The sequence below is a fragment of the Azospirillum sp. UFLA03-27 genome, from assembly GCF_059803775.1.
Genome location: NZ_JAUQTX010000046.1, coordinates 1 through 19272 on the forward strand (window position 1 = coordinate 1; position 19272 = coordinate 19272).

The 19272-nt window shown below is 68.5% G+C and carries 13 protein-coding genes; 5 read left to right on the top strand and 8 right to left on the bottom strand.

The genetic code is table 11. The features are described from left to right. Together Q4I23_RS09705 and Q4I23_RS09710 are read right to left on the bottom strand one after the other, a co-directional pair. Positions 1-3433, bottom strand: a 3433-nt coding sequence (locus Q4I23_RS09705; RefSeq protein WP_498526087.1) for a DUF4347 domain-containing protein, incomplete at its 3' end; no start/stop codon positions are given. Between the two features lie 418 nt (positions 3434-3851). After that, positions 3852-4601, bottom strand: coding sequence for a GNAT family N-acetyltransferase (locus tag Q4I23_RS09710; protein ID WP_498526088.1), 750 nt, complete (start codon positions 4599-4601; stop codon positions 3852-3854). 241 nt (positions 4602-4842) lie between these two features. On the opposite strand from Q4I23_RS09710, the gene Q4I23_RS09715 reads away from it, so the two are divergent. From Q4I23_RS09715 to Q4I23_RS09725, 3 genes are all read left to right on the top strand, one after another. Beyond that, on the top strand, positions 4843-5511 hold the full coding sequence (locus Q4I23_RS09715; RefSeq protein WP_498526089.1) for a phage tail protein: 669 nt from the start codon (positions 4843-4845) through the stop codon (positions 5509-5511). Positions 5512-5621: 110 nt separating this feature from the next. Continuing rightward, on the top strand, positions 5622-5942 hold the full coding sequence (locus tag Q4I23_RS09720) for a DUF6916 family protein (RefSeq protein WP_498526090.1): 321 nt from the start codon (positions 5622-5624) through the stop codon (positions 5940-5942). 79 nt (positions 5943-6021) lie between these two features. Next, positions 6022-6705, top strand: coding sequence for a phage tail protein (locus Q4I23_RS09725; protein ID WP_454016389.1), 684 nt, complete (start codon positions 6022-6024; stop codon positions 6703-6705). Here the strand turns inward: Q4I23_RS09725 and Q4I23_RS09730 are convergent. Genes Q4I23_RS09730 through Q4I23_RS09755 form a run of 6 tightly spaced genes read right to left on the bottom strand, consistent with a single transcriptional unit; the run spans position 6674 to position 14361 of the window. Beyond that, positions 6674-8491, bottom strand: coding sequence for an alpha/beta fold hydrolase (locus Q4I23_RS09730; protein WP_498526091.1), 1818 nt, complete (start codon positions 8489-8491; stop codon positions 6674-6676). The genes Q4I23_RS09725 and Q4I23_RS09730 overlap by 32 nt on opposite strands. Next, positions 8488-10929 (bottom strand): glycoside hydrolase family 2 protein, encoded by a 2442-nt coding sequence (locus tag Q4I23_RS09735; protein WP_498526092.1) that lies wholly within the window; start codon positions 10927-10929, stop codon positions 8488-8490. The genes Q4I23_RS09730 and Q4I23_RS09735 overlap by 4 nt, the downstream gene beginning before the upstream one ends. A gap of 6 nt (positions 10930-10935) precedes the next feature. Beyond that, positions 10936-11838, bottom strand: a complete 903-nt coding sequence (locus Q4I23_RS09740; protein WP_498526093.1) for a DUF1839 family protein — start codon at positions 11836-11838, stop codon at positions 10936-10938. A gap of 20 nt (positions 11839-11858) precedes the next feature. After that, positions 11859-12797 (bottom strand): amino acid--[acyl-carrier-protein] ligase, encoded by a 939-nt coding sequence (locus Q4I23_RS09745; protein WP_498526094.1) that lies wholly within the window; start codon positions 12795-12797, stop codon positions 11859-11861. 26 nt (positions 12798-12823) lie between these two features. Continuing rightward, a complete protein-coding gene (locus tag Q4I23_RS09750; RefSeq protein ID WP_454016384.1) occupies positions 12824-14035 on the bottom strand; it encodes an acyl-CoA dehydrogenase family protein in 1212 nt (403 codons plus the stop codon). After that, positions 14032-14361 (bottom strand): acyl carrier protein, encoded by a 330-nt coding sequence (locus tag Q4I23_RS09755; RefSeq protein WP_498526095.1) that lies wholly within the window; start codon positions 14359-14361, stop codon positions 14032-14034. The genes Q4I23_RS09750 and Q4I23_RS09755 overlap by 4 nt, the downstream gene beginning before the upstream one ends. A gap of 223 nt (positions 14362-14584) precedes the next feature. On the opposite strand from Q4I23_RS09755, the gene Q4I23_RS09760 reads away from it, so the two are divergent. Then, entirely contained in the window at positions 14585-15010 is a 426-nt protein-coding gene (locus Q4I23_RS09760; protein ID WP_498526096.1) for an OsmC family protein, read from the top strand. A gap of 441 nt (positions 15011-15451) precedes the next feature. Continuing rightward, positions 15452-19267: an autotransporter domain-containing protein gene (locus tag Q4I23_RS09765; RefSeq protein WP_498526097.1), complete on the top strand. Its 3816-nt coding sequence runs from the start codon at positions 15452-15454 to the stop codon at positions 19265-19267. Positions 19268-19272: the final 5 nt, after the last annotated feature.

Here is a 19272-nt window from a genome sequence, read left to right on the forward strand (position 1 = left end):
TCGTCAGCGCGTTGCCCACCGTCGCCGTGCCGCTCACGCTCGGCACCGCGCTGTTCACCGGCGCGCTGTTCAGGATCGCCGTGTAGGCGGAATAGGCGGTCGTCGTGTTGGAGTTGCCGTCGTTCGCGATCACCGCCACGCGCAGGTACTTATGCGCGTCCGACGTGGTCAGCGTGTAGCTGGCGCTGGTCGCCCCACTGATCGACGCGGCGTTGGTGCCGTTGGTGTCGTCGGCCCGATACCATTGGTAGGTGTAGCTCAGCGAGTCGCCGTCCGGATCGCTCCAGGTACCATTCACCCGGGTCAGCGCGTTGCCCACCGTCGCCGTGCCCGACACCGTCGGAACCACCGTGTTCACCGGCGCGCCGTTCGAAGAGCCCCCCGTCGTTGAGACGTTGATCTTGACTGGCGCACTCATAAGATTCCCGGCGCTGTCCTTCGCTACGACATAGAGGTCGTAGTTGGTACCGGCGGTCAGCCCGGTGATCGATCCGCTGCCGTCGAACGGGGACGACGAAGCGCTCAGGCTGCCGGACTTCAGCGCCGTTCCGCCGCCGGAAGCCGTGCCCGCTTCCACTTCCGCGGCGGTCGGGGCGGTCGCGTTGCGGGGAACCAGGACATAGTAAATGGTCCCCGCCTCGTTGAGACTGGCGGACAGGGTAAAGCCGGTGTTGGTGATGCTGGATGTTGCGGCAGCGACGTCGAAGGTTGGCGCCACCTGGTCCACCGTGTGGGTGCTACCGGTGAAGCCCGCGGCGATGTCGTTGTTCGCCGTGTCCTTGATTCCGGTGCCGGTGCCCTTCAGGTTCAGCCCCAGCGTGCCGGCACCGGAGATACCGGTGATCGAAACCGTGTAGACGCTGGCCGACACCTGGGTGACGGTGCCGATCGTGCCGGAGGCCGTGCCGGTCGTCGCCAGGGTGAAGTCGGCGGCGTCCACGCCGGACACGCCTTCGCTGAAGGTCACGGTGTAGCTGACCGAGGACGCGTTGGCCGCCGGAGACCCGGACACAGCGATGCTGGAGACGGTCGGCTGCGTGGTGTCGACGCCAGCGCTGAGGGTGATGGTGCTGGTCCGCGCGGTGCTGGTCGTCTCGCCGTCGTTGACAGTGACCGTGGCGGTGCGCGCGCCCGGGGTGAAGCTGCCGGCGGTGTTCTTGTACTGGATCAGACGGATCACCGCCTGATAGTTCGCCACGGAAGCCGCACCGCTCAAGGTGATCGTGGCGCCGTTGTTGGCGAGCACCGCGATGCCGTAGGTCTTGGCGGTACTGATATCCGCCGTGGAGAGCGTCAGCGTTTCGTTTCCGGTATCGACCACGCCGCTCAAGGCAACGGTGGCGCCGAGCAGGCGGGTGTCGCTGTCGGTCTGCGCCACGGTGGCGCTGGGCGCGATAAGCACGCCGGAACTGGGAGTCCCGCTGCTGACGGACTCGTCGCTTCCACCTCCCGCCCCGTTCAGGTCGACGGTCGGCGCTCCGGCGCTCCAGTGAACCTCGTACGCACCGAGGTCGAGCGCACCGTCACGGATGCGGTCGATGCCGCGGATGTCGTAGCTCCCACCGTAGCGGTTCGCGTTGCTGCTGTCGCCGGCGTTGATGAAGGTCGTCGCGGTCGAGGCCGGACGATAATCGCGCAGGCTCTTAGTGGCGTTGGTGGAATCGACGAAGGTCGCGTTGCCGGTTATGGCGCCCTGATAATTGTTGCTTTGATTGAAGATTACGCTGCCAGAGTTGTAATTGATGGCGTTCGGATCGGCAAAACTCGTCCCGGCAAGGTTGCCGGAGTTCCCCGCGATGATCGTGTTGTAAACGTTCAGCGTCGCCGCGCCCGCTGCTCCACCGGAATAGACGCCAATGCCCGCCGTCTTGACATTGGCGGCAGCGGAATCATTGTTGATGTAACTGTTGTTGACAATGGTGATGTTGCGTATGTTTACCGTAAAGGCAGCAGTGTTGTAGTTGTTGTTTTGCGTAATGATGGAGCCCGCGAAGAGAGCCGAACCCGAGCCCATGTTCATGACGTAGTTGTTGTCCGCGAACAGACTGTTCTCGATCGTCAGCGTTCCGGCCACCTGCGATTTAACGACCGCGAAGCCCGCCGTACTGCTCACCACAGCGAAGTTGTCACGAAAAACCGAGTTCCTGATCGTCAGGGATGTCGTCGTGGCGTATGTGGCGATGGGGTTGTTCAGATTGTCCCTGAAGGTGACGCCATCCACTTCGAGTGACCCGAGTTGCACCGTCAGGGCGCCCAGCGCGGCGTTGGTTCCCGAATAAAAGCGCTCCATGATCACGTTCTTGACCGTCAGCGTCTTGCCGGTCGCATTGAAGATGATGCCCCGGTAGTCCGCCGACGTGGTCGTGTTGTCGCCGTTGTCGCCGGAGATCGTGATGTCGGCGATACCGTCGCCGTTCACATCACCGTTGATCGTGAAGTTCTGAGCCGGCGCCGTCAGGAAGCTTGTCGTGACGCCCAGGGAAACCTTGCTGGACGCCAGCGCCGAGTCGAACTCGATCACGTCCCCGTCAGCCGCGTTCGTGATCGCGTGGTTCAACGATCCCGCCGCCGTTCCGGTCGCCGAGGTGACGACGACGGTTCCCAGCCGGCCGCTGAAGGTCTGCATGGATGCGCGCGCGAAGGGAATCGCCGCCTCGATGGCCCCGCTTTGCACCTCCAGCGTCCAGTTCTGCCCGGCGGCGTTGCCGGTCTCGTCGCCGGACACCGCCACGTCGGCTCCGGTGAGCTGATGGATCGTCTGAACGAACTCCTGCCCCGCCTGTCCGGCGCCGACGTTGCAGGCGTAGAAAAGGATGTCGCCGCCGGGCTTCAGCGCGGCGCCGATCGCCTGGAGATCCTGCGCGCGGTTCGCCAGCCCGTCCGCCCAATAGGCGCGGCCGGCGATGTAGAGATGGCCTTCGTTGCCATGGCTGACGATCTGGACGGAATCCAGGCCGGACATCCCGGACAGCGCCTTCGCCATCTGGCCGAGCGCCTCCTGCTGGGAGTCGAGCAGGACGACCTTGGCGTCGGGGGCGATGTCCTTGAGCAGCGTCTGGTAGTCGGACACGCTGGTGTCGACGAACACCACTGACCGGACCGCCCCCTGGATTTCGGCGAGCCGCGCCGTCACCGCCGCCGGTTCGGTGGGTGATGGAGTGGAGGCGGCCGGGGACGACGCCGCGAGGGGAACGATCGACTCCTTGATGGCCCAATCGACAAGCTTGTCGGCATCGGTGGCTTTGCTGGCGCCCTTGTCGCCCGGCGCGGGCTGATCGGGTTGATGATGGACCTCGGCAACCGTGACGGCGCCTGCCGCGTCGAACATGAAGCGTGGTTCGAGAGCCATCGCGAACATCGATGAGGACGGCTTGTGCGTCTTGCCGGACTGCCCAGTCACACCGTTGCCGTTCGAACCACGCTTGCGCGCCATCATCCGTCTCCCGCCATACGCGACACCGCCCGACCCTACGTCCAAAGCGGTCACCAAAAAGTGAATAGCCTGCGGGAGAATACCACCTTTTCGCAGTGGTTGACAGCGCATGCGTCTATAAAGACAGCAAAAGAGGCGCCCGATTTGCGTCGATTCGCATCATCGAGGAGAGCAGAGCGTCATAATTCGATGCATTTGTTTCCACGCTGCGCTCTCTATTTCATGACTGAAATGAACGCATATATTGGTATGCTTTTCACGCCGCGAGTTCGCCCCTGGCGAGCGCACAGCGTGGCGAAGTCAAACATTTGCGTGCATAACACTGCGCACCGATGTCACAGGTCCGCAATGCAGTGACTGTGCCGGTATTCACCACAAAGGAAGCGGATCGCCCGACCGCGTTACCAAGGAACCAGCGTCAGGAGGCGCCGCCCTGCTGCATCTGGGCCGGCAGAATCTGCGGCGGCAAGTGCTGGATTCCCGGGTGACCGGGCGGCAACCAGATCAGCTCAAGAGATGGTGATGTTTTCGCCAGAAGATCGAAGCCCAACCGGTGATAGAACCAATGAACGCGCGTATCCACCTCGGCCACCGACAAAGTGATCGGGATGCGCATTTGCGCCGCGGTCCCCTGGAAGCTGCGCAGCAGATCGGTGCCGATGCCCTTGCCACGGGCCAGACGATGGATCTCCACCTCCGACACGCGCCAGTCATAGCGTCCCAGATCCATGATGATCCGCCCAACCGGCTGGCCCGTCTTTTCGACAACGAAATCCAGATGCTCCGGATACCGGCTCTCCTGCCCCATCCGCCGCGCACCGTACTGCTGTTCGTAGAGCGTCCGGATGAAGTCGCGGTCGTGATGCGCCTTGGCCAGCCAGGGGCGCGCGTCCATGAACAGACCCATCAGGAAGTCGTCGTCCGATGGGCGGGGGAAGCGCACCGTCAACCCGCCGAGCAGCGGCAGCGACCCATTCAGAACGGCCATCGGCCTCACCCCTTCCGGTAGCACAAGCGTGCGCCCTGAATAGCCGAAGATGCGGACCTCACGCAAGAATCGCCGCTGCGGACCTTCACGGTGGCGGGTGCCCCTCGAGTCGTCCGCCTCGGCGCCGGCCCGGTGCGGAGCGACCGTAACCGAAGACAGCCCGACACCGCCGGCGATCAAGCGGACGCATCGCCCACAATCCGGCGGCGGCCAAACACATACGTGAATATGCAACCGTAGGATCGCAATGCAAAGATAACAATCGAAAAAAGTAACTTTTTGTATCGTCCATTGCTCAGGCACTAGCCGTTCAGGAGAATATAACGGCATGCTTTCTATCACATTCGGCGGAGTGGCGCGTCCTTAGGGGGACGCTGGCCACAGGCCGCCGCAACCGGTTTCATACACAGGAGGTTTCACCATGGAAGTTTACCTCGGTCTGGTCATTCCGTTCGCCGGCGCCTACGCTCCGCAGTTCACCGCCCAGTGTTTGGGCCAGCAGATGCAGGTCAGCCAAAACCAGGCCCTGTTCGCCATCACGGGGGCGATGTACGGCGGCAATGGCACCACCAACTTCAATCTGCCGGATCTGCGCGGCCGCGTCATGGTCGGTTCGGGCACCAGCCCCTACCTGAACAATCAGACGCTCAATCCGGGGAACAACGGCGGGGCCGCGAACAATCTCATCACTGCCCAGAACCTGCCCCTGCACACCCACGCCGCGTCCTTCACGCCGTCGGGCAGCAGCACCAACGCGACCGTCACCGCCGCCGCGGCCATCCCCGTGAGCACCAGCGTCGGCTCCAGCGCCACCCCGGCGGGCGGCAACAACTATCTCGGCGCGTTCCAGCTCAACGATCCCGGCGTCGGCATCACCATGGACGGCCCCTACAGCTCCGGCACCGCCCCGAGCGGCTCGGCGCTGGTCGGTTCGGCTTCCGGCACCGTCACGATGGGCGGGCTGACGGGCACGGTGAGCGTTTCGGCCGGCGGCGGCGTCTCCAACCCGACGGCGCTGAACAATATGCAACCCTATCTGACCCTGACCATGCTGATCGTCACCAGCGGCATCTACCCGATGCGCGATTGAGCCGGGGCACACCCTGATCAGTCGAACAGCGGATGGACGGATGCGGCGCGTCGGCTTCCTATGCCCGAAACGACAGCCGTACCTTCAGAACTTGAGCCCGGACCTTTGAGATGACCATCGACATCGCCACCCTGTCTCACGAGATGTTCGCCCCGCATCTCGGCCAGACGTTCCGCTTCCTGAGCCCTGAGGACGGGTCCGCGATCACGGACGTCGAGTTGACGAAGCTGACGGCACGTCCGGAATGCACGCCGCGCTGGGCGAAGCGCACGTCCTTTTCGGCTCTGTTCGAGACCTACGGCCCCAGCCAGCTGTGGAACGGCTATTTCCAGATCGACCATCCGACGATGGGACTGATGGGTCCGTTCTACATCGTGCGCGTCATCCCACGCGCCCACGACCGGGGCTGTTTCGAACTGATCCTGAATTGAGTCCGGCCGCCACGTTCCATTTCGCGGCATCACCGCACACCGTCCGCCCCAGCGCATCGAATCCACCGGAGATCTCGCCATGGACTTCTACCTAGGCACCATCTTTCCATTCGCCGGCAACTTCGCCCCGGTGAACACCCAGCAATGTCTGGGACAGACCGTCAACTCCCAGCAGTACCAAGCCTTGTGGGCGGTCACGGCCGGCGCCTTCGGCGGCGGGCAGGCCAATTCGACGTTCAACCTGCCCGACCTGCGCGGCCGCGTGATGGTGGGGCCGGGGATCAGCCCCTACACCGGCACCACGCTCAACCCCGGGAATTCGGGAGGCACACAGTACACGACGGTCAGCGGCGCCAACCTGCCGCTGCACCCCCACGCCGCATCCTTCCAGGGCGGCAGCGCGGGCGGCAGCGTGCCGTTCAATGCGACGGTCACGGTCCCGCTGAACCCCGCCGTCGGCACCAGCAACAGCCCGTCCGGCAACCCCGTGGTGCTGGGTGGGCAGTTCATCGATCCGAGCACCGACGTCGCCGTCAACGGACCCTACATCCCGGCCTCGAGCCTGCCGACCCCGCCCAGCGGAAGCTCGCTGACCGGCGCGCTCTCCACCCAGGGCACGGTCAGCGGGGGTCCAACGGGCGCCAGCATCGCCGTGAGCGCGGGGGGCGGCGTCACCGGCCCGACCCCCCTCAACAACCTGCAGCCCTACCAGTCGCTGTTTTTCTTCATCTTCATGCTGGGCTATTTCCCGTCGCGTGATTGACGCGGAGAGCCCCGGTCCCTTCCGGTGGGCCGGGGCCTTTCCCGCGCACGGTGCCCGTCGCGCCCGTGCCGATTTGGTCCAGCAGCTTATCCAGCAGGTCGGCAAAGCGCTCCCGCGCGGCGCGCTCCATCAGGCTATGATCGGCCCCGGCGAGGCGCTCCATCCACAGCCCGCCCATCCGGCGCAGCCGCCCGCCGCCCGCCCCGGCCTGCGCCTCCAGTTCGCCCAGAGTCACGTCGCCCGCGCTGTGGACCATCAGCGTGCGGACTCCGCGGTCGGACAGCGCCTTGAAGGCGTAGAGCACGTCGTCGCGGGCGTAGCCGCCCCCCGTCAGCCCGGCGCGCAGGCGCCCGGCCCCGATGCGCAGCCGGCGGGCCGCCCGTTCCGACAGGCCACGCGCAACGCGCGACGCCTTGCGGTCCTGGCGCAGGATGGCCCGCCACACCGCCGGCTCGGTCAGCCGGGGAAGATAGGCAGCGGCCGGCTTCACCGCGCTGCCGATGGCCTCCTCCTGCGTCACCCCGTCTCCCAGAACGAAGCGGCCCGGATTGACCAGCGCCAGCCCGACCACCCGCGGGTCGGCCAGCGCGACGCGCAGCGCCACCGCCGCCCCGGCGCACAGCCCCACGGCCACGGCGGCACCGTGCCCCGCCGCAGCCAGCGCGTCCAACCCGTCCTGCGCGTCCTCCACCATGTCACGGCAATAGATCAGCCCGTCACGGCGCCCCGGCTTCGACGCGCTGTCCCCCAGCCCGCCCAGATCCATGCGCAGGGAGGCGATCCCCCGCGCCGCCAGCCGGCGGGCCAGCCGCACCGACATGCGCCCGGTGCCGGTGTGGGGCGTGGCGCCGCTGTTCAGCAGCAGCACGGCGGGCAGGCCGGTGACCGCGACAGTCGCGGGTTCGCAGAGGATGCCGAACAGACCGGCGGCGGGGCCGAAACGGAGCGGGCGCTCCACCGCGTCGGCGAGCCTCAGGCGCGGGATGAAGGTTTCCGCCACTGACCGCCGTTCGGCTGGCGCCATGTCCTGCGTCAGCCAGGCCGCCGCCCGCGTGAAGGCCGAGCAGTCGAGAATCGCGTGCTGCACGCTGGTGATCAGCCGCGCGTGGTCGGGAAAAGGCGCCTCCTCGACATCGGCCCCCAGCGCGCGGAACCGCTCCGCCAGAGCGGCGGCGCGTCCCTCAGGGCGGTCGAGGATCAGCACCCGCCGGGCCGGGGTTTCCGTCATCCGCGTGAGGTCGAGCACCCGCAGAGCCTCCGCCGTCTCCGGCGTCAGGCGGAAGCCGGCGCTGTCGATCCCCTCCGGCCCGACCGCGGGCGGGGCATCCGCCGGCCGCTCGGCGAGCAGGGCGACCGCCCGCAACTCCTGCAGAAAGGTCCGGCCCGAAGGAAAAGGCGCCAGCAGAACCAGCGCGTCCGCCCTCGCCGCGCGCGCCGCCACCGCGGCGAGCAGGGCGCCCAGCCGCAGGCCCACCAGAGCCACCTCCTCGACCCCGGTGACCGTGCGCAGATGGGTGACGGCCGCCCGGATGCCGCCGAGCCACGCCTCCAGGCGGGACGGATCGCCCTCCCCGCCGGCGCTGTTTCCGGTGCCGGGATAGTCGAAGCGCAACACCGGCAGCCCAGCCGCGGCCAGAGCCTCGGCAAAGCGGCGCCACGCCCGGTGGGTGGCCAACGCCTCGCCACCGTAAGGCGCGCACAGCACGACGCCGCGGTGCCCACCGGCCGGGTGCAGCCAGCCGAAGCAGCCCTCGAACAGAACGGGCGTGGACGGATCGGGCGTCATGTTGCCCCCCGGTAGCGCGTTGCGTCCAGGCCGTTCAACGCATGAACCTCGCCATCGGGCACCGCCGCGCCGGAGTTGCGCGCGATCAGCCTGATCCGGCGCTCCATTCCCGGCGGGAGATGGAACCATTCCTCCTCCCCCCGGAACCCGTCGTCCTCGATGTGGACGGAGCGGGCGAGGCGCCGGCTGGACAGCACCAGATGCCACCCCTCCCCCATCCGCTCCACGCGGGCGTCCAAGCCCACATCCGCGCGTTCCATCCGCCCGCCCTGCGGGAAGTAAAAGGCCTCCGCCACCGCAGCGCCGGAGCGCGCGTCGGAGAGGGCCGCCACCACCGCGTCGTGGGTGGGCGGACCGAAACGGTAAGCACCGGTCAGATCGACGAAGCGGTCGGGCAGAGACGCCGCCGCCATGACCTGGGCGCTGCGCGGCGGCAGGGTGAACGTCCGCTCGGCACGCAGCACCGGCACCCCGCCCCGCCGCAGGGCGGTCAGGGTCAACACCGCGTCCACCGGCTCCGCCGTCTCGTTCAGCAAATGGATCGCCAGCCCGTTCACCCCCTCGTCGGTCAGCAGGACCTGCACGGGCCGAAAGGCGCGGCGCAAGGCGTGCCACGCCGCCTTCGGCACACCCGCGGAATCGACCACGCCCCAGCCGGCCCCCGGCCAGACGTCCTGGAACATCCAGACCAGCCCGCCTGCGCAAGGAGAGCCGACCCGACGCCATTCCGCGAAGACGGCCTCCATCACCTCACCCGTCACGGCGCGCGACAGCCGCGCGTAGCGGTCGGGGTCCTCGTAACGCAGAAGCATGGGATCGACGCCGTGCAGCGTCCACAGGTAATGGTCCCGCACATCCTCGAAATCCCACGGAGCGCCGGGGTCGCGCGGCACGCGCGTCTTCCAGCGCGGGTCGTGGACCGCCGGCACGCCGGGCAGCGCCCCGGCCGCCGGCATGTTGGCGAAGGCGAGGCATTCGGGGGCGAAGCGAATATTCGCCCGGCGCGCGTCCTCCAGCGGGCGGAGATAGGCCCCGACGCCGTAATAGTGGGTCACGCCGGTGTCGGCGGCGAAGGGCAGCGGCCCGCCGGTCGGGGAGTTGGTCACGTAGGGCACGTCGGGCCGCCACCGTTCCGCCTCGTCCCGCAGGACGGTGTCGAACAGCGGCTGGCTCCAGCGTTCGCGCGGCAGGCCGAGCATGGCCGCCTGCTGCTCCGCCTCGCTGCCGCCGCACAGCACGGCCAGCGACGGCGAGGCCTGCACCCGGTCGAGCAATTGCGCCGCTTCCCGTCGGGCGCCGTCGAGGAACGGCTCGTCGGCCGGATAGTCGAAATTGGCGAACATGAAGTCCTGCCAGACGAGAATTCCCATCTCATCGCACAGGTCGAAGAAGGCGTCGGCCTCGTATACGGCGATACCAGGCACGCGCAGCATGGTCATGCCGGCTTGCCGCGCCGTTTCCAGCCAGGGGGTGTAGGCGTCCCGCGTCCCCGGCAGGGTCACGATGTCGGGGCTGCTCCAGCACGCGCCGCGGCAGAAGACCCGCTCGCCGTTGATGCGCAGGGCGAAGCCGTCGCCGGGCTCGCGCTCGATGCGGCGGAAGCCGGTGCGGCCCAATTCGATGCCCTCGTCACCGATCACCGCGCGCACGGTGTGGAGCGCCGGCTTGCCGTGGCTGTGCGGCCACCATGGCTCGATCTCCGGCAGACGGATGTCGCCGTGCAGTTCCTCCGGCCCGGTCCAGCGGAGCGGCGCCCGCGCCTCCCCCACCTCCAGCCAGCCCGGCGGGTGAGCGGACCCGTTCCAGGCCGCCGCCAGCGTCAGGGACAGGCTGCCGTCCCGTCCCTCCAGCGTGGCGCGCATGTCCGCCGAGCGGATGCGCAGCGGACCATCCTCCGTGATCAGCTCCACCGGACGCCAGGGGCCGACCGCCGGCACGGACGGGCACCAGCCGGGCATGTGCCCCAGAAGCGTGGTCCGCACCGCGCGCAGCCCCGCCGGCTCGGCAAGCCGGACCGGCCAGCGGCCCCGCCCCTTCCGCGTCTTCAGCACCGGGTTCAGGGCGCGAAAGACGATGCGCAGCGCGTGCGCGCCGCGCAGCGTGACCGGCACGTCGTAGCGCTGGAACATGCTGTCGCTGGCCAGGATGCACTTGCCGTCCAGCCAGACCTCCGCGACGGTGGCGAGGCCATGGAAGCGCAGGGTGCAAGGCCCGTCACCAGTCAGCGTCACCCGGTACCAGACGTCGCGGTCGTGGAGGGGAAGCGGATCACCCAGCCGGTAGAGCCCCGCCGCGCGCAAAGCCTGGGCGACGGTGCCAGGCACCGGGGCGGGCAGCCAATCCCCTGCGGGCGTTCCGCCCGGCTCGGTCACGCACAGCTCCCACCCCGCGGACAGGGGCGTCACGCTGCGGCCGGTCACGGCGTGAAGGCGCGCCATCCTCCGTCACCCGTAACGGCGGACCAGCGCGCCGAGCGCATGGTCGTACGCTCGCTCCATCGCCTCGAGCGGTTCCGCGTAATCGCCGAAGCGCCGCCGGTGCACACCGCGTGCGAGCTGGAACTGAAAGGCCTTGGCGGTGGCGGAGAGGCTGGTGCAGGCCTCCACCGCGTCCGCCGGCCCGCCGATCCAACGGACGTGCATCCCGAGAAGCTCGAAGTTCGCCCCGACCTGTCGCAGCGTGTTGAAGGCGTAGAGATGGAAATAGTCCATGGACCGGGCGGCCAGAACCTCCAGATGCTCCGGGAGCGCGGCTCGGAAGGCGGTGATGGGGTTTCCCGCCGGGCGACGGCGCAGATGGTGGGACAGCAGCCCGCGGGACGCGTCCATCAGGGCCTCCCCCTCCAACGCAGGGCCGCTGCGCTTCACGAACTCCACGTAGGGGAACAGGGGAGCGGGGGCGAACAGGCCGTCGTAGTCCTCCCCTTCCAGCATGAAGCGCCCGGCGTTGTGGATGTAGTCCAGCCGCCGCACACCCGCGTCCATGCCGAGAATCGCGATGGTCGTCTTGACGTGCTGCGCGCGATACGACGTTCCCCGCGTGTCCGGCAGGTGATAGCCGTCCACCTCGACCAGCACGGGACGCCCGCGCGCCACCTGCACCGCCGCGTGGGCCTCCACCCGGTCGTAGAGGGCGAGTTCCTGCACCTCCAACCCGTAAAGGCGGCGCAGGTCTTCCGGCGGCACCTTGAAGAAGGTGAACTGGTCGCCCTCGAAATCCTGGGCGACGGTGAAGGCCAGGGCGGCCATCGGCTCCATCTCCAGCGCCCGCAGCAGCCCGATCCACAGGTCGGTGTAGCAGTTGGTCTCCGCCCAGTCGCGGTCCGGCCTGTCGAGCGGATGCGCCATGCCCGGCCTCCCCTGCCCGCTCAACCCCAGAGGACGGCACGCACGGCGGCGGGCCACGCTTTCACGTCGAAGCCGTGATGGCGGAACAGCGCCAGCGCCACCCGCTCCATCCCGAAGCCGACACAGGCCGTGTGGGCGACCGCGCCGTCCGGGGTGCGAAGATCCCACAGCAGCCCGAAATGATCCTGATGGTAATTGAAGCTGAGGCAGGCGGTGGGCTGCTCCGCCGACGCGATGGGGATCAGCAGTTCGAATTTCAGGCCCTGGTCGCGCTGGCTGGCCGCCAGCATCCGCCCGGCCCGCCCGAAGAAGGGGTCGTTCGCCAGATCGACGGCCACCGGCAGGGCCAGCGATTCCATCAGCGCCCGCCCCCGCTCCACCCAGCTTTGCCGGAATTCCATCACCTGCTCCGGCGTGCCGGCGCACACATATTCGCGCATCCGGAACATCTGCATCCGCGCCGGGTCCAGCGACGGTTCATGGCGGAAGCAGTAGGAATAGACGTCGACCAGCGCGCCGTCGGCGGGCAGCGGCCCGCGCTCCGCGATGGTGGGGTAGACGGGGTAGCAGGCGGCGGGGGTCAGGACGACGTTGGTCGCCATCTGGGCGTCGGTCCACTCCTCCCCCTCCTCCAGCCGGCGCAGCAGGGATTGATGGGCGCGCTCTTCGCCCTTGAAGGCGTGAACGGTTCCGGCCAGATGCGGAAAGCTCTTCAGATAGCCGCTCTGTTCGAACTGATGGCGGGCCACCCCCGGGGGAAAGCGCATGACGTCCGCCCCGTCTTCGCCGCCCCAGGTGGTGATCAGGTCGTTGAAGCGCTCCACGACGTCCTCGAAGACGCCGCTGCGGCCATACAGCCCATCGACCCCCGTGGGGATCAGCAGCCCGGCCGCGATCAGCGCGTCGCGGAACGCCGCCTGCCCATTCTCCACCGGTGTGCCCTCTGCCCGCATGTCCATCCGCCGCATTCCGTTCCGAGAAAGCCTCAGCCGAAGAGAGAACCGTTGTCCCTGTGCGCCAGCAGCAGGTTCGCCGTGTTGCCCAGTATCCGGTCGTTGTTGATCATCAGCGGCGCCGAGTGGGCGTCGCGCAGGTGGCGGCCCAGGCTGTGGGGGCTGTCGTTGCGGTAGGCGGCCAAGCCGCCGGCCAGCATCGCCTGCCCCACGATCCGCACCACCATCTCCGCCGCTTCGGTCTTCAGCGTGTTCATGGCGACCGCGAAGCCCAGCGAGGTGAGACGGTCGGGATTGTCCGCCGCCTCCTCGAACCGGGCGAGCGCACCGCGCACCATGCCGCGCATGGCCTGGAGCCCGGCGGTCGCCTCGGCCAGCCGCCGCGCCCCCGGCGGCGGGGTGCCGGGACGCTTGCGCGCCTCCGCCCGGATGAAGGCGGCGGCCCGCGCCACCGCGTCCGTCGCGATGCCCAGCCAGACGCTGCTCCACAGGATGTGGGTCACCGGCAGCATGGTGCGGGCGGAGATGTCGGCGTAGGGCAGCGGCAGGATCTGCGCCCGCTCCGCCTCCGCCACCAGCCGGTAGCCGACGCTGCGGGTGCCCCGCATGCCCAGCGTGTCCCAGCCGCCGATCTCCTCCAAGTGAGTCTGCCCGCGCAGCACCGGAACGATGACCTGATCGGAGGGCGGCGAGTCCGCCGTGCGCCGTGCCGTCACCAGGATCGCATCGGCCTCCATCCCGTAGGAGATGACCGTCGCCTGCTTTTCCAGCCGGAAGGCACCGCCTGTCTCGCCCTCCACCGTGCCGGTCACCGCGCAGGCGCTGGAGCGTACGTCACCTCCGATCCCGGCCTCGGTCGTCGCGGAGGCGAGAAGGAGCTGCTCCCCGGCCAACCGCTCCAGGAAGCCACGGTGCCAGTCGCTGCCCTGCCCATGGCGCACGAGGCAGGCCACTTGGATCTGGTGCATGGCGTAGATCAGCCCGGTGGACGGGCATGTCTGGGCCAGCGCGTGGGCCACCGCCGCGGCGTCGGTCAGACCGCCACCGCCACCACCGAACGCCCGCGGCACCATCAGGCCGAGCAGCCGTGCCTCGCGCAAAGCGGCGAAGGCTTCAGCGGGAAAGCGCGCCTCGCGGTCCACACTGTCGGCATGGCGCCCGGCGATGGCGGCGGCCTCGGACGCCGCTCCGGCGGCAGCCTCGGCCGCCATGGCAGGCAGGCTGTCCGGCGCGGGAGCCTTCATCCGGCCCCCATCCCGCCCGGCGCGCCGTCCAGCAGGCCAGCGAGCGCGGAACGGATCGCCGCGATGCTCTCGAAGGTGCGGCGGCGCAGCAGATGTTCCGGGAACTCGACGCCGTAGCGCTCCTCCAGCGCCAGCATCAGGTTCACCGACCCGTGGGAGGTCAATCCGGCGGCGTAGAGATCGTCCTCGTCGGACAAGGCGGAAGCGTCGGTGGCCAACCAGCCGCTGTCGGCCAGAAGCGCCCGGATGTCGGCCGCGCTGACCGCCTGGGCATCGCCGCCCCGTGGCGCCGTTCCAGCCGCGATCTGCCAATCCGGTTGGCGCATGCTCATTCCTCCTACCCCCATTCAACCTCTGGCTTTCCCTGTGCCGGGACAACGCCACAAAACCTTAATTGTTCTGCGCCTTCCTCTGCTTTTCCGTATGCCCCGGGTGCTTTTCGGATGCCAAACGCTCCTCTTGCTTAACTCCTGTGGCGATTGCCGTTCCTCCGGTCGGCTCTAACTTGAGCGGCGGTTCATCCAACAATCACAGGATCGGGAGATCACCATGGCTGTGCGGCAATCGGATGCGGAATGGCGCGGCAACCTCGCCCAGGGGGCGGGCACGATGCGGCTGGGCAGCGGCGCGTTCGAAGGCGCCTACTCCTTCCCGTCGCGCTTCGAGAACGGCACCGGCACCAACCCGGAGGAACTGATCGCCGCCGCCCACGCCGGCTGCTTCTCCATGGCGCTGTCCGCCGGCCTGTCGAAGGCCGGGCACACGCCGACGCGCGTGCACACCACCGCCCGCGTCCATCTCGACAAGGCCGGCGAGGGCTTCGCCATCACGAAGATCGAACTGGACTGCGAGGCCGAGATTCCCGGCATCGACGCCGAGACCTTCCGGCAGCAGGCCGAGGGTGCGAAGAAGAACTGCCCGGTGTCCAAGGCGCTGACCGGAACGGAGATCACCTTGAACGCCCGGCTTGTGTGATCGTGTCCGGCCCGGCAGTCTGCACCGACCGCCGGGCCGGTGCCGCTCCGCCTATTAACCTCCAACGTGGGAATTTGCCACATCGACACGGCGCAAGCGGGGCTGCGGTCCGATGTGAATAAGGCTTTTGACAATTTTCTGCATTTTCAAATCAGCCCATTCTTGAAATCGTTAATCGAGAACATGCCGACATTCCGCATATCTTGGCTAAACCTGCGCATCTCCATAACGAACAAAGCACCTTTTATCCTCGACTTCACAATCATCCATATATTCAGTCCTTCTTTGTTGCGCAATTTACAAGATTAGATAAATATTAAACCTCAAATTTTTATACATTTGTATCTTTTATCTTGGCGACCATACGGCGCTCCCGTTATGATTGGATGGTGTAAACCATTGGTCGTAACGCTTATGCCCCGCATGCAAGGTGAGTCGCCCATGCCGTCTCCGTCGCCCTCGCTCGACACCATCCGCCAAAGCCTGATGTTGGGTGGGCGCCTTCCGGCGATGGTCGCTGCCCCCATCGCGCTCGGCGTGTCGCTCGCCGCGAGCGCAGCGCCGATCGAGACGCTGTCGACCATCACGAACCAGTCCTACTATCCGAGCGGAAGCAACATCCTCATCACCAGCACCGGTGGCGTGGTTGACAGCGGCACCGGAACGGACCCGAACGATCTGAGCACCGGCGTCTGGATCAATGCGAACGGCGGCTGGACCCTGACCAACCAGGGTACGATCAAGATCTCGCTCGAAGCGAATTACAACCAAGCCGATGGTGTCTACGCGCAGAATTACGGCACCGTCATCAATTCCGGCCTGATCAGCGCGAAAAATGCCTACGTCGGCATCCTGATCAACAATTCGAATGGGTCGAAATCGGTCATCCAGAACACCGGGACGGTGATTGGCAACTGGTCCGCCATCGAGATCGCCCATGCGGCCGACATCACGAACGGCTCTCCCACGAACGGGACCGCGCTGATCCAAAGCCTGCTGCCGGCGCAGCAGGCATTCCAGACCCAGTATCCGGCGATCAAGGTCCAGAATTTCTCGACGGCGAGCACGCTTACCAATTACGGAACGATCATCGGCGCCTCAGACGCGGTTTCCATCGTCGGCGCCTCGACCATCGTCAACCACGGGACCATCGTCGCCGGTTCCGGGCACAAGGCGATCCGCACTTACGCCTCGGGAAGCACCAGCTCCATCACCCTGAAGGACGGCAGCGTCGTTCTCGGCGGACTGTCGAACGACGGCGGCACCCAGAACCTGATCCTGGAGGGAAGCGGCTCCCTGTCCGGCCCGATCTCCGGGGCCACCACCCTGACCCTCACCGGAACCGAGTGGACCCTGGGCGGCGCGAGTTCGGCCACGACGACGGACGTCCAGGCTGGAACGCTGCGCGTCGACGGCTCCCTCACCACCGCGCTCCAGCTCGCCAGCGGGACGACGCTCGCCGGAACGGGCACGGTCGTCGGGACCGTGACCAGCCCGTCCGGCACCACCCTGACCCCCGGTGCCGCCGGAACGCCCGGCACGTTGACCGTCACCGGAAACTACACGCAGCAGAGCGGAAGCACGCTGGCGATCCGGACGACTTCCAGCACCGCCAGCAAGCTGGCGGTCACCGGCACCGCCACCATGGGCGGCGCGCTGGCCGTCACCTCCGCCGGCGGCGGCTACGGCGACAGCACGACCTACACCATCCTGACCGCGGCGGGCGGGGTGTCCGGCGGCTTCACCTCCGTCACCAACAGCGACACGACGCTGACCCCGACGGCCACCCTGGACACGGCGAACAACCGGATTCAGCTCACCCTGACCAAGGTGGTCCCCCAGCCGGACCCCGAACCGGAACCGAACCCCAATCCGAATCCCAATCCAGATCCAACCCCCAATCCAAATCCTGATCCGACTCCGAACCCCGAACCCACTCCGACGCCCACCCCTACGCCTCCGGCGACCGGCGTGATCGACACCAGCCGCCCGAGCTTTACCAACAGCGACGGCGCGGTCCAGGGCGGCACGGTCACCTTCGACGGCGGCACGCTGCGCCCGGCATCGCCGCTGACGGTCGGTCAGTCGGTCACCGTGACCAGCCGCGGCGGCACCATCACACCGGACGGCAGCACCGTCACCCTGGCGGGCTCCGTCGGCGGCAGCGGTGCGCTGGCCGCGTCAGGCCCCGGTGCGGTGGTCGTCTCCGGCCAGCTCGCCAACGCCGGCGGCCTGTCGGTCGGGGACGGTGCGGCCCTGACCGTCGCCAAGGGCGGCGTGGTGGCGGGCGGCACGCTCGCCCTGAACAACGGCGGCAGCGCCACGGTCGGCGGCGTGGTGGCCGTGCCGGTGACCGTGGCCCGCGGCGGCGCCATGACCGTGGTCGAGGGCGGCGGCGTCGGCGGCACGCTGGCGGTGCAGGGCGGCACCCTGACCGTCGCCGCCAACGGGGCGGTCAACGGGGCGGTCACCGTCACCTCCGGCGGCACCGCCACCCTGTCCGGCGCCGTCATGGCCCCGGTCACCGTCGGCGACGGCGCCGTCACCGTGACCGCCACCGGCACCACCGGGGCGGTCACGCTGGGCAGCGGTGCCGCGGCCACGGTGGACGGGGTCGTCGCCGGGTCGCTCACCACCGGCGCCGGGTCGACATTCGGCGGGCACGGCGTGGTCGTCGGGCCGGCGGTGCTGTCCGGCACCCTGTCGCCCGGCAACTCCCCCGGCGTGCTGACCTTCCAGTCCGCCGTCACGCTGACCGGCACCAGCGTGCTGCGCGCCGAGATCGACGGCCCGACCGCCGGCAACGGCGCCGGCCGCCACGATCAGATCCGCGTCGAGACCGCGTCCTTCACCGCCGGCGGCACGCTGGCTCCGGTGCTGCGCGGCATCAGCGGCGACGCGACCAACGCCTACACCGCCACGCTGGGGCAGAGCTTCACCATCGTCCAGGCGGACGGCGGCGTCTCGGGCAGCTTCGCCGCGGTGACGCAGCCGGCGGCGGGCCTGCCGGCCGGCACCCGCTTCGACACGCTGTACGGCGCCAATTCCGTCCGGCTTGTGGTCACGCCGACCAACTACGCGGTCCGCGGCGACACCCGCAACCAGCAGGCCGCCGGCGCGGCGGTGGACGCGCTGCGCCCGGCCGCCGGGGCGCAGCTGGAGGGCGTCGCCGCCCCGCTGTTCAGCGGCCTCTACGGCCTGCCGGGCAGCGGCATCGCCGGGGCGCTCGACCAGCTCTCGGGCAAGCTGCACGCCGACACGCTGGCCGCCGACCGGACCAACCGCCGCCTGTTCGGCAGCGCGGTGGAAAGCCGCCTGTCGGCGCTGCGCGGCGGTGAGGCCGCATCCTCCGGCGTCCGGCTGGCCGGTGGTGGCAACGGCACGCGCGCCGTCGGCGAGACGGGCGAAACCCGTGGCTCGGGCGGCGTGTGGGGCCAGCCGCTGGCGGCCTACAGCCGGACCGGCTCGGATGGCAACGCCGCCGGCACCACCGAGCGGATCGGCGGCTTCCTGCTCGGCGCCGACCACAGCTACGAGAACGGCGTGAGCGGCGGCGTGGCGCTGGGCTACCTGCGCAACCGCGTCACCTCGCGCGACGGGCTGGGCAAGGCCGACGTGGACAGCTACCAAGCGACGCTCTACGGTTCCTGGAGCCTGCGCGGCACGGCGGACAGCCCCTTTGTCGAGGGCGCCATCGGCTACGGCTACGCCAACTACGACGCCTCGCGCGGCATCGCCTTCGGCACGCTGGGCCAGGGCGCCAGCGGCAGCGCAGACGGTCATGATTTCTCCGCCGAGATCGCCGCCGGGCACCGCATGGCCTTCGCCGGATCGGACAGCGCGTGGATCGAGCCGCGCGCCGGCCTGCGCTTCGACCGCATCACCCGCGAGGCGTTCCGCGAGTCCGGCGGCGGCGTGGCGCTGGACGTCGAGGCGGCGGGCTGGACCAGCCTGCGCAGCGCGGTCGGCGTGCGCGCCGGCACCAGCGTGACGGTCGGCGGCTGGCGCCTGATGCCCAACGCCGCCCTGGCGTGGGAGCATGACTTCGCCGACGCCACGGCCTCCACCACCAACCGTCTGGGCGGAGTGGCCTTCACCGCCGACGCCAGCAAGCCGGGCCGCGACGCCCTGGTGATCGGCGCCGGGCTGGGCGTGGCTCTGGACGACCGGCTGACCGCCACCATCGGCGTTCAGGACGCGATCCGCGCCCGCGAGAACACGGTGTCGGCGACCGCCGGCCTGAAATGGAAGCTGTGAGGAGC

Excerpts from the sequence above, each read along its gene's own strand:
- Q4I23_RS09730 (WP_498526091.1), bottom strand. The coding sequence starts at position 8,491 with ATGACGCCCGATCCGTCCACGCCCGTTCTGTTCGAGGGCTGCTTCGGC.
- Q4I23_RS09725 (WP_454016389.1), top strand. The coding sequence starts at position 6,022 with ATGGACTTCTACCTAGGCACCATCTTTCCATTCGCCGGCAACTTCGCC.
- Q4I23_RS09760 (WP_498526096.1), top strand. The coding sequence starts at position 14,585 with ATGGCTGTGCGGCAATCGGATGCGGAATGGCGCGGCAACCTCGCCCAG.
- Q4I23_RS09720 (WP_498526090.1), top strand. The coding sequence starts at position 5,622 with ATGACCATCGACATCGCCACCCTGTCTCACGAGATGTTCGCCCCGCAT.
- Q4I23_RS09715 (WP_498526089.1), top strand. The coding sequence starts at position 4,843 with ATGGAAGTTTACCTCGGTCTGGTCATTCCGTTCGCCGGCGCCTACGCT.
- Q4I23_RS09765 (WP_498526097.1), top strand. The coding sequence starts at position 15,452 with ATGCCGTCTCCGTCGCCCTCGCTCGACACCATCCGCCAAAGCCTGATG.
- Q4I23_RS09740 (WP_498526093.1), bottom strand. The coding sequence starts at position 11,838 with ATGGCGCATCCGCTCGACAGGCCGGACCGCGACTGGGCGGAGACCAAC.
- Q4I23_RS09745 (WP_498526094.1), bottom strand. The coding sequence starts at position 12,797 with ATGGACATGCGGGCAGAGGGCACACCGGTGGAGAATGGGCAGGCGGCG.
- Q4I23_RS09735 (WP_498526092.1), bottom strand. The coding sequence starts at position 10,929 with ATGGCGCGCCTTCACGCCGTGACCGGCCGCAGCGTGACGCCCCTGTCC.
- Q4I23_RS09755 (WP_498526095.1), bottom strand. The coding sequence starts at position 14,361 with ATGCGCCAACCGGATTGGCAGATCGCGGCTGGAACGGCGCCACGGGGC.
- Q4I23_RS09750 (WP_454016384.1), bottom strand. The coding sequence starts at position 14,035 with ATGAAGGCTCCCGCGCCGGACAGCCTGCCTGCCATGGCGGCCGAGGCT.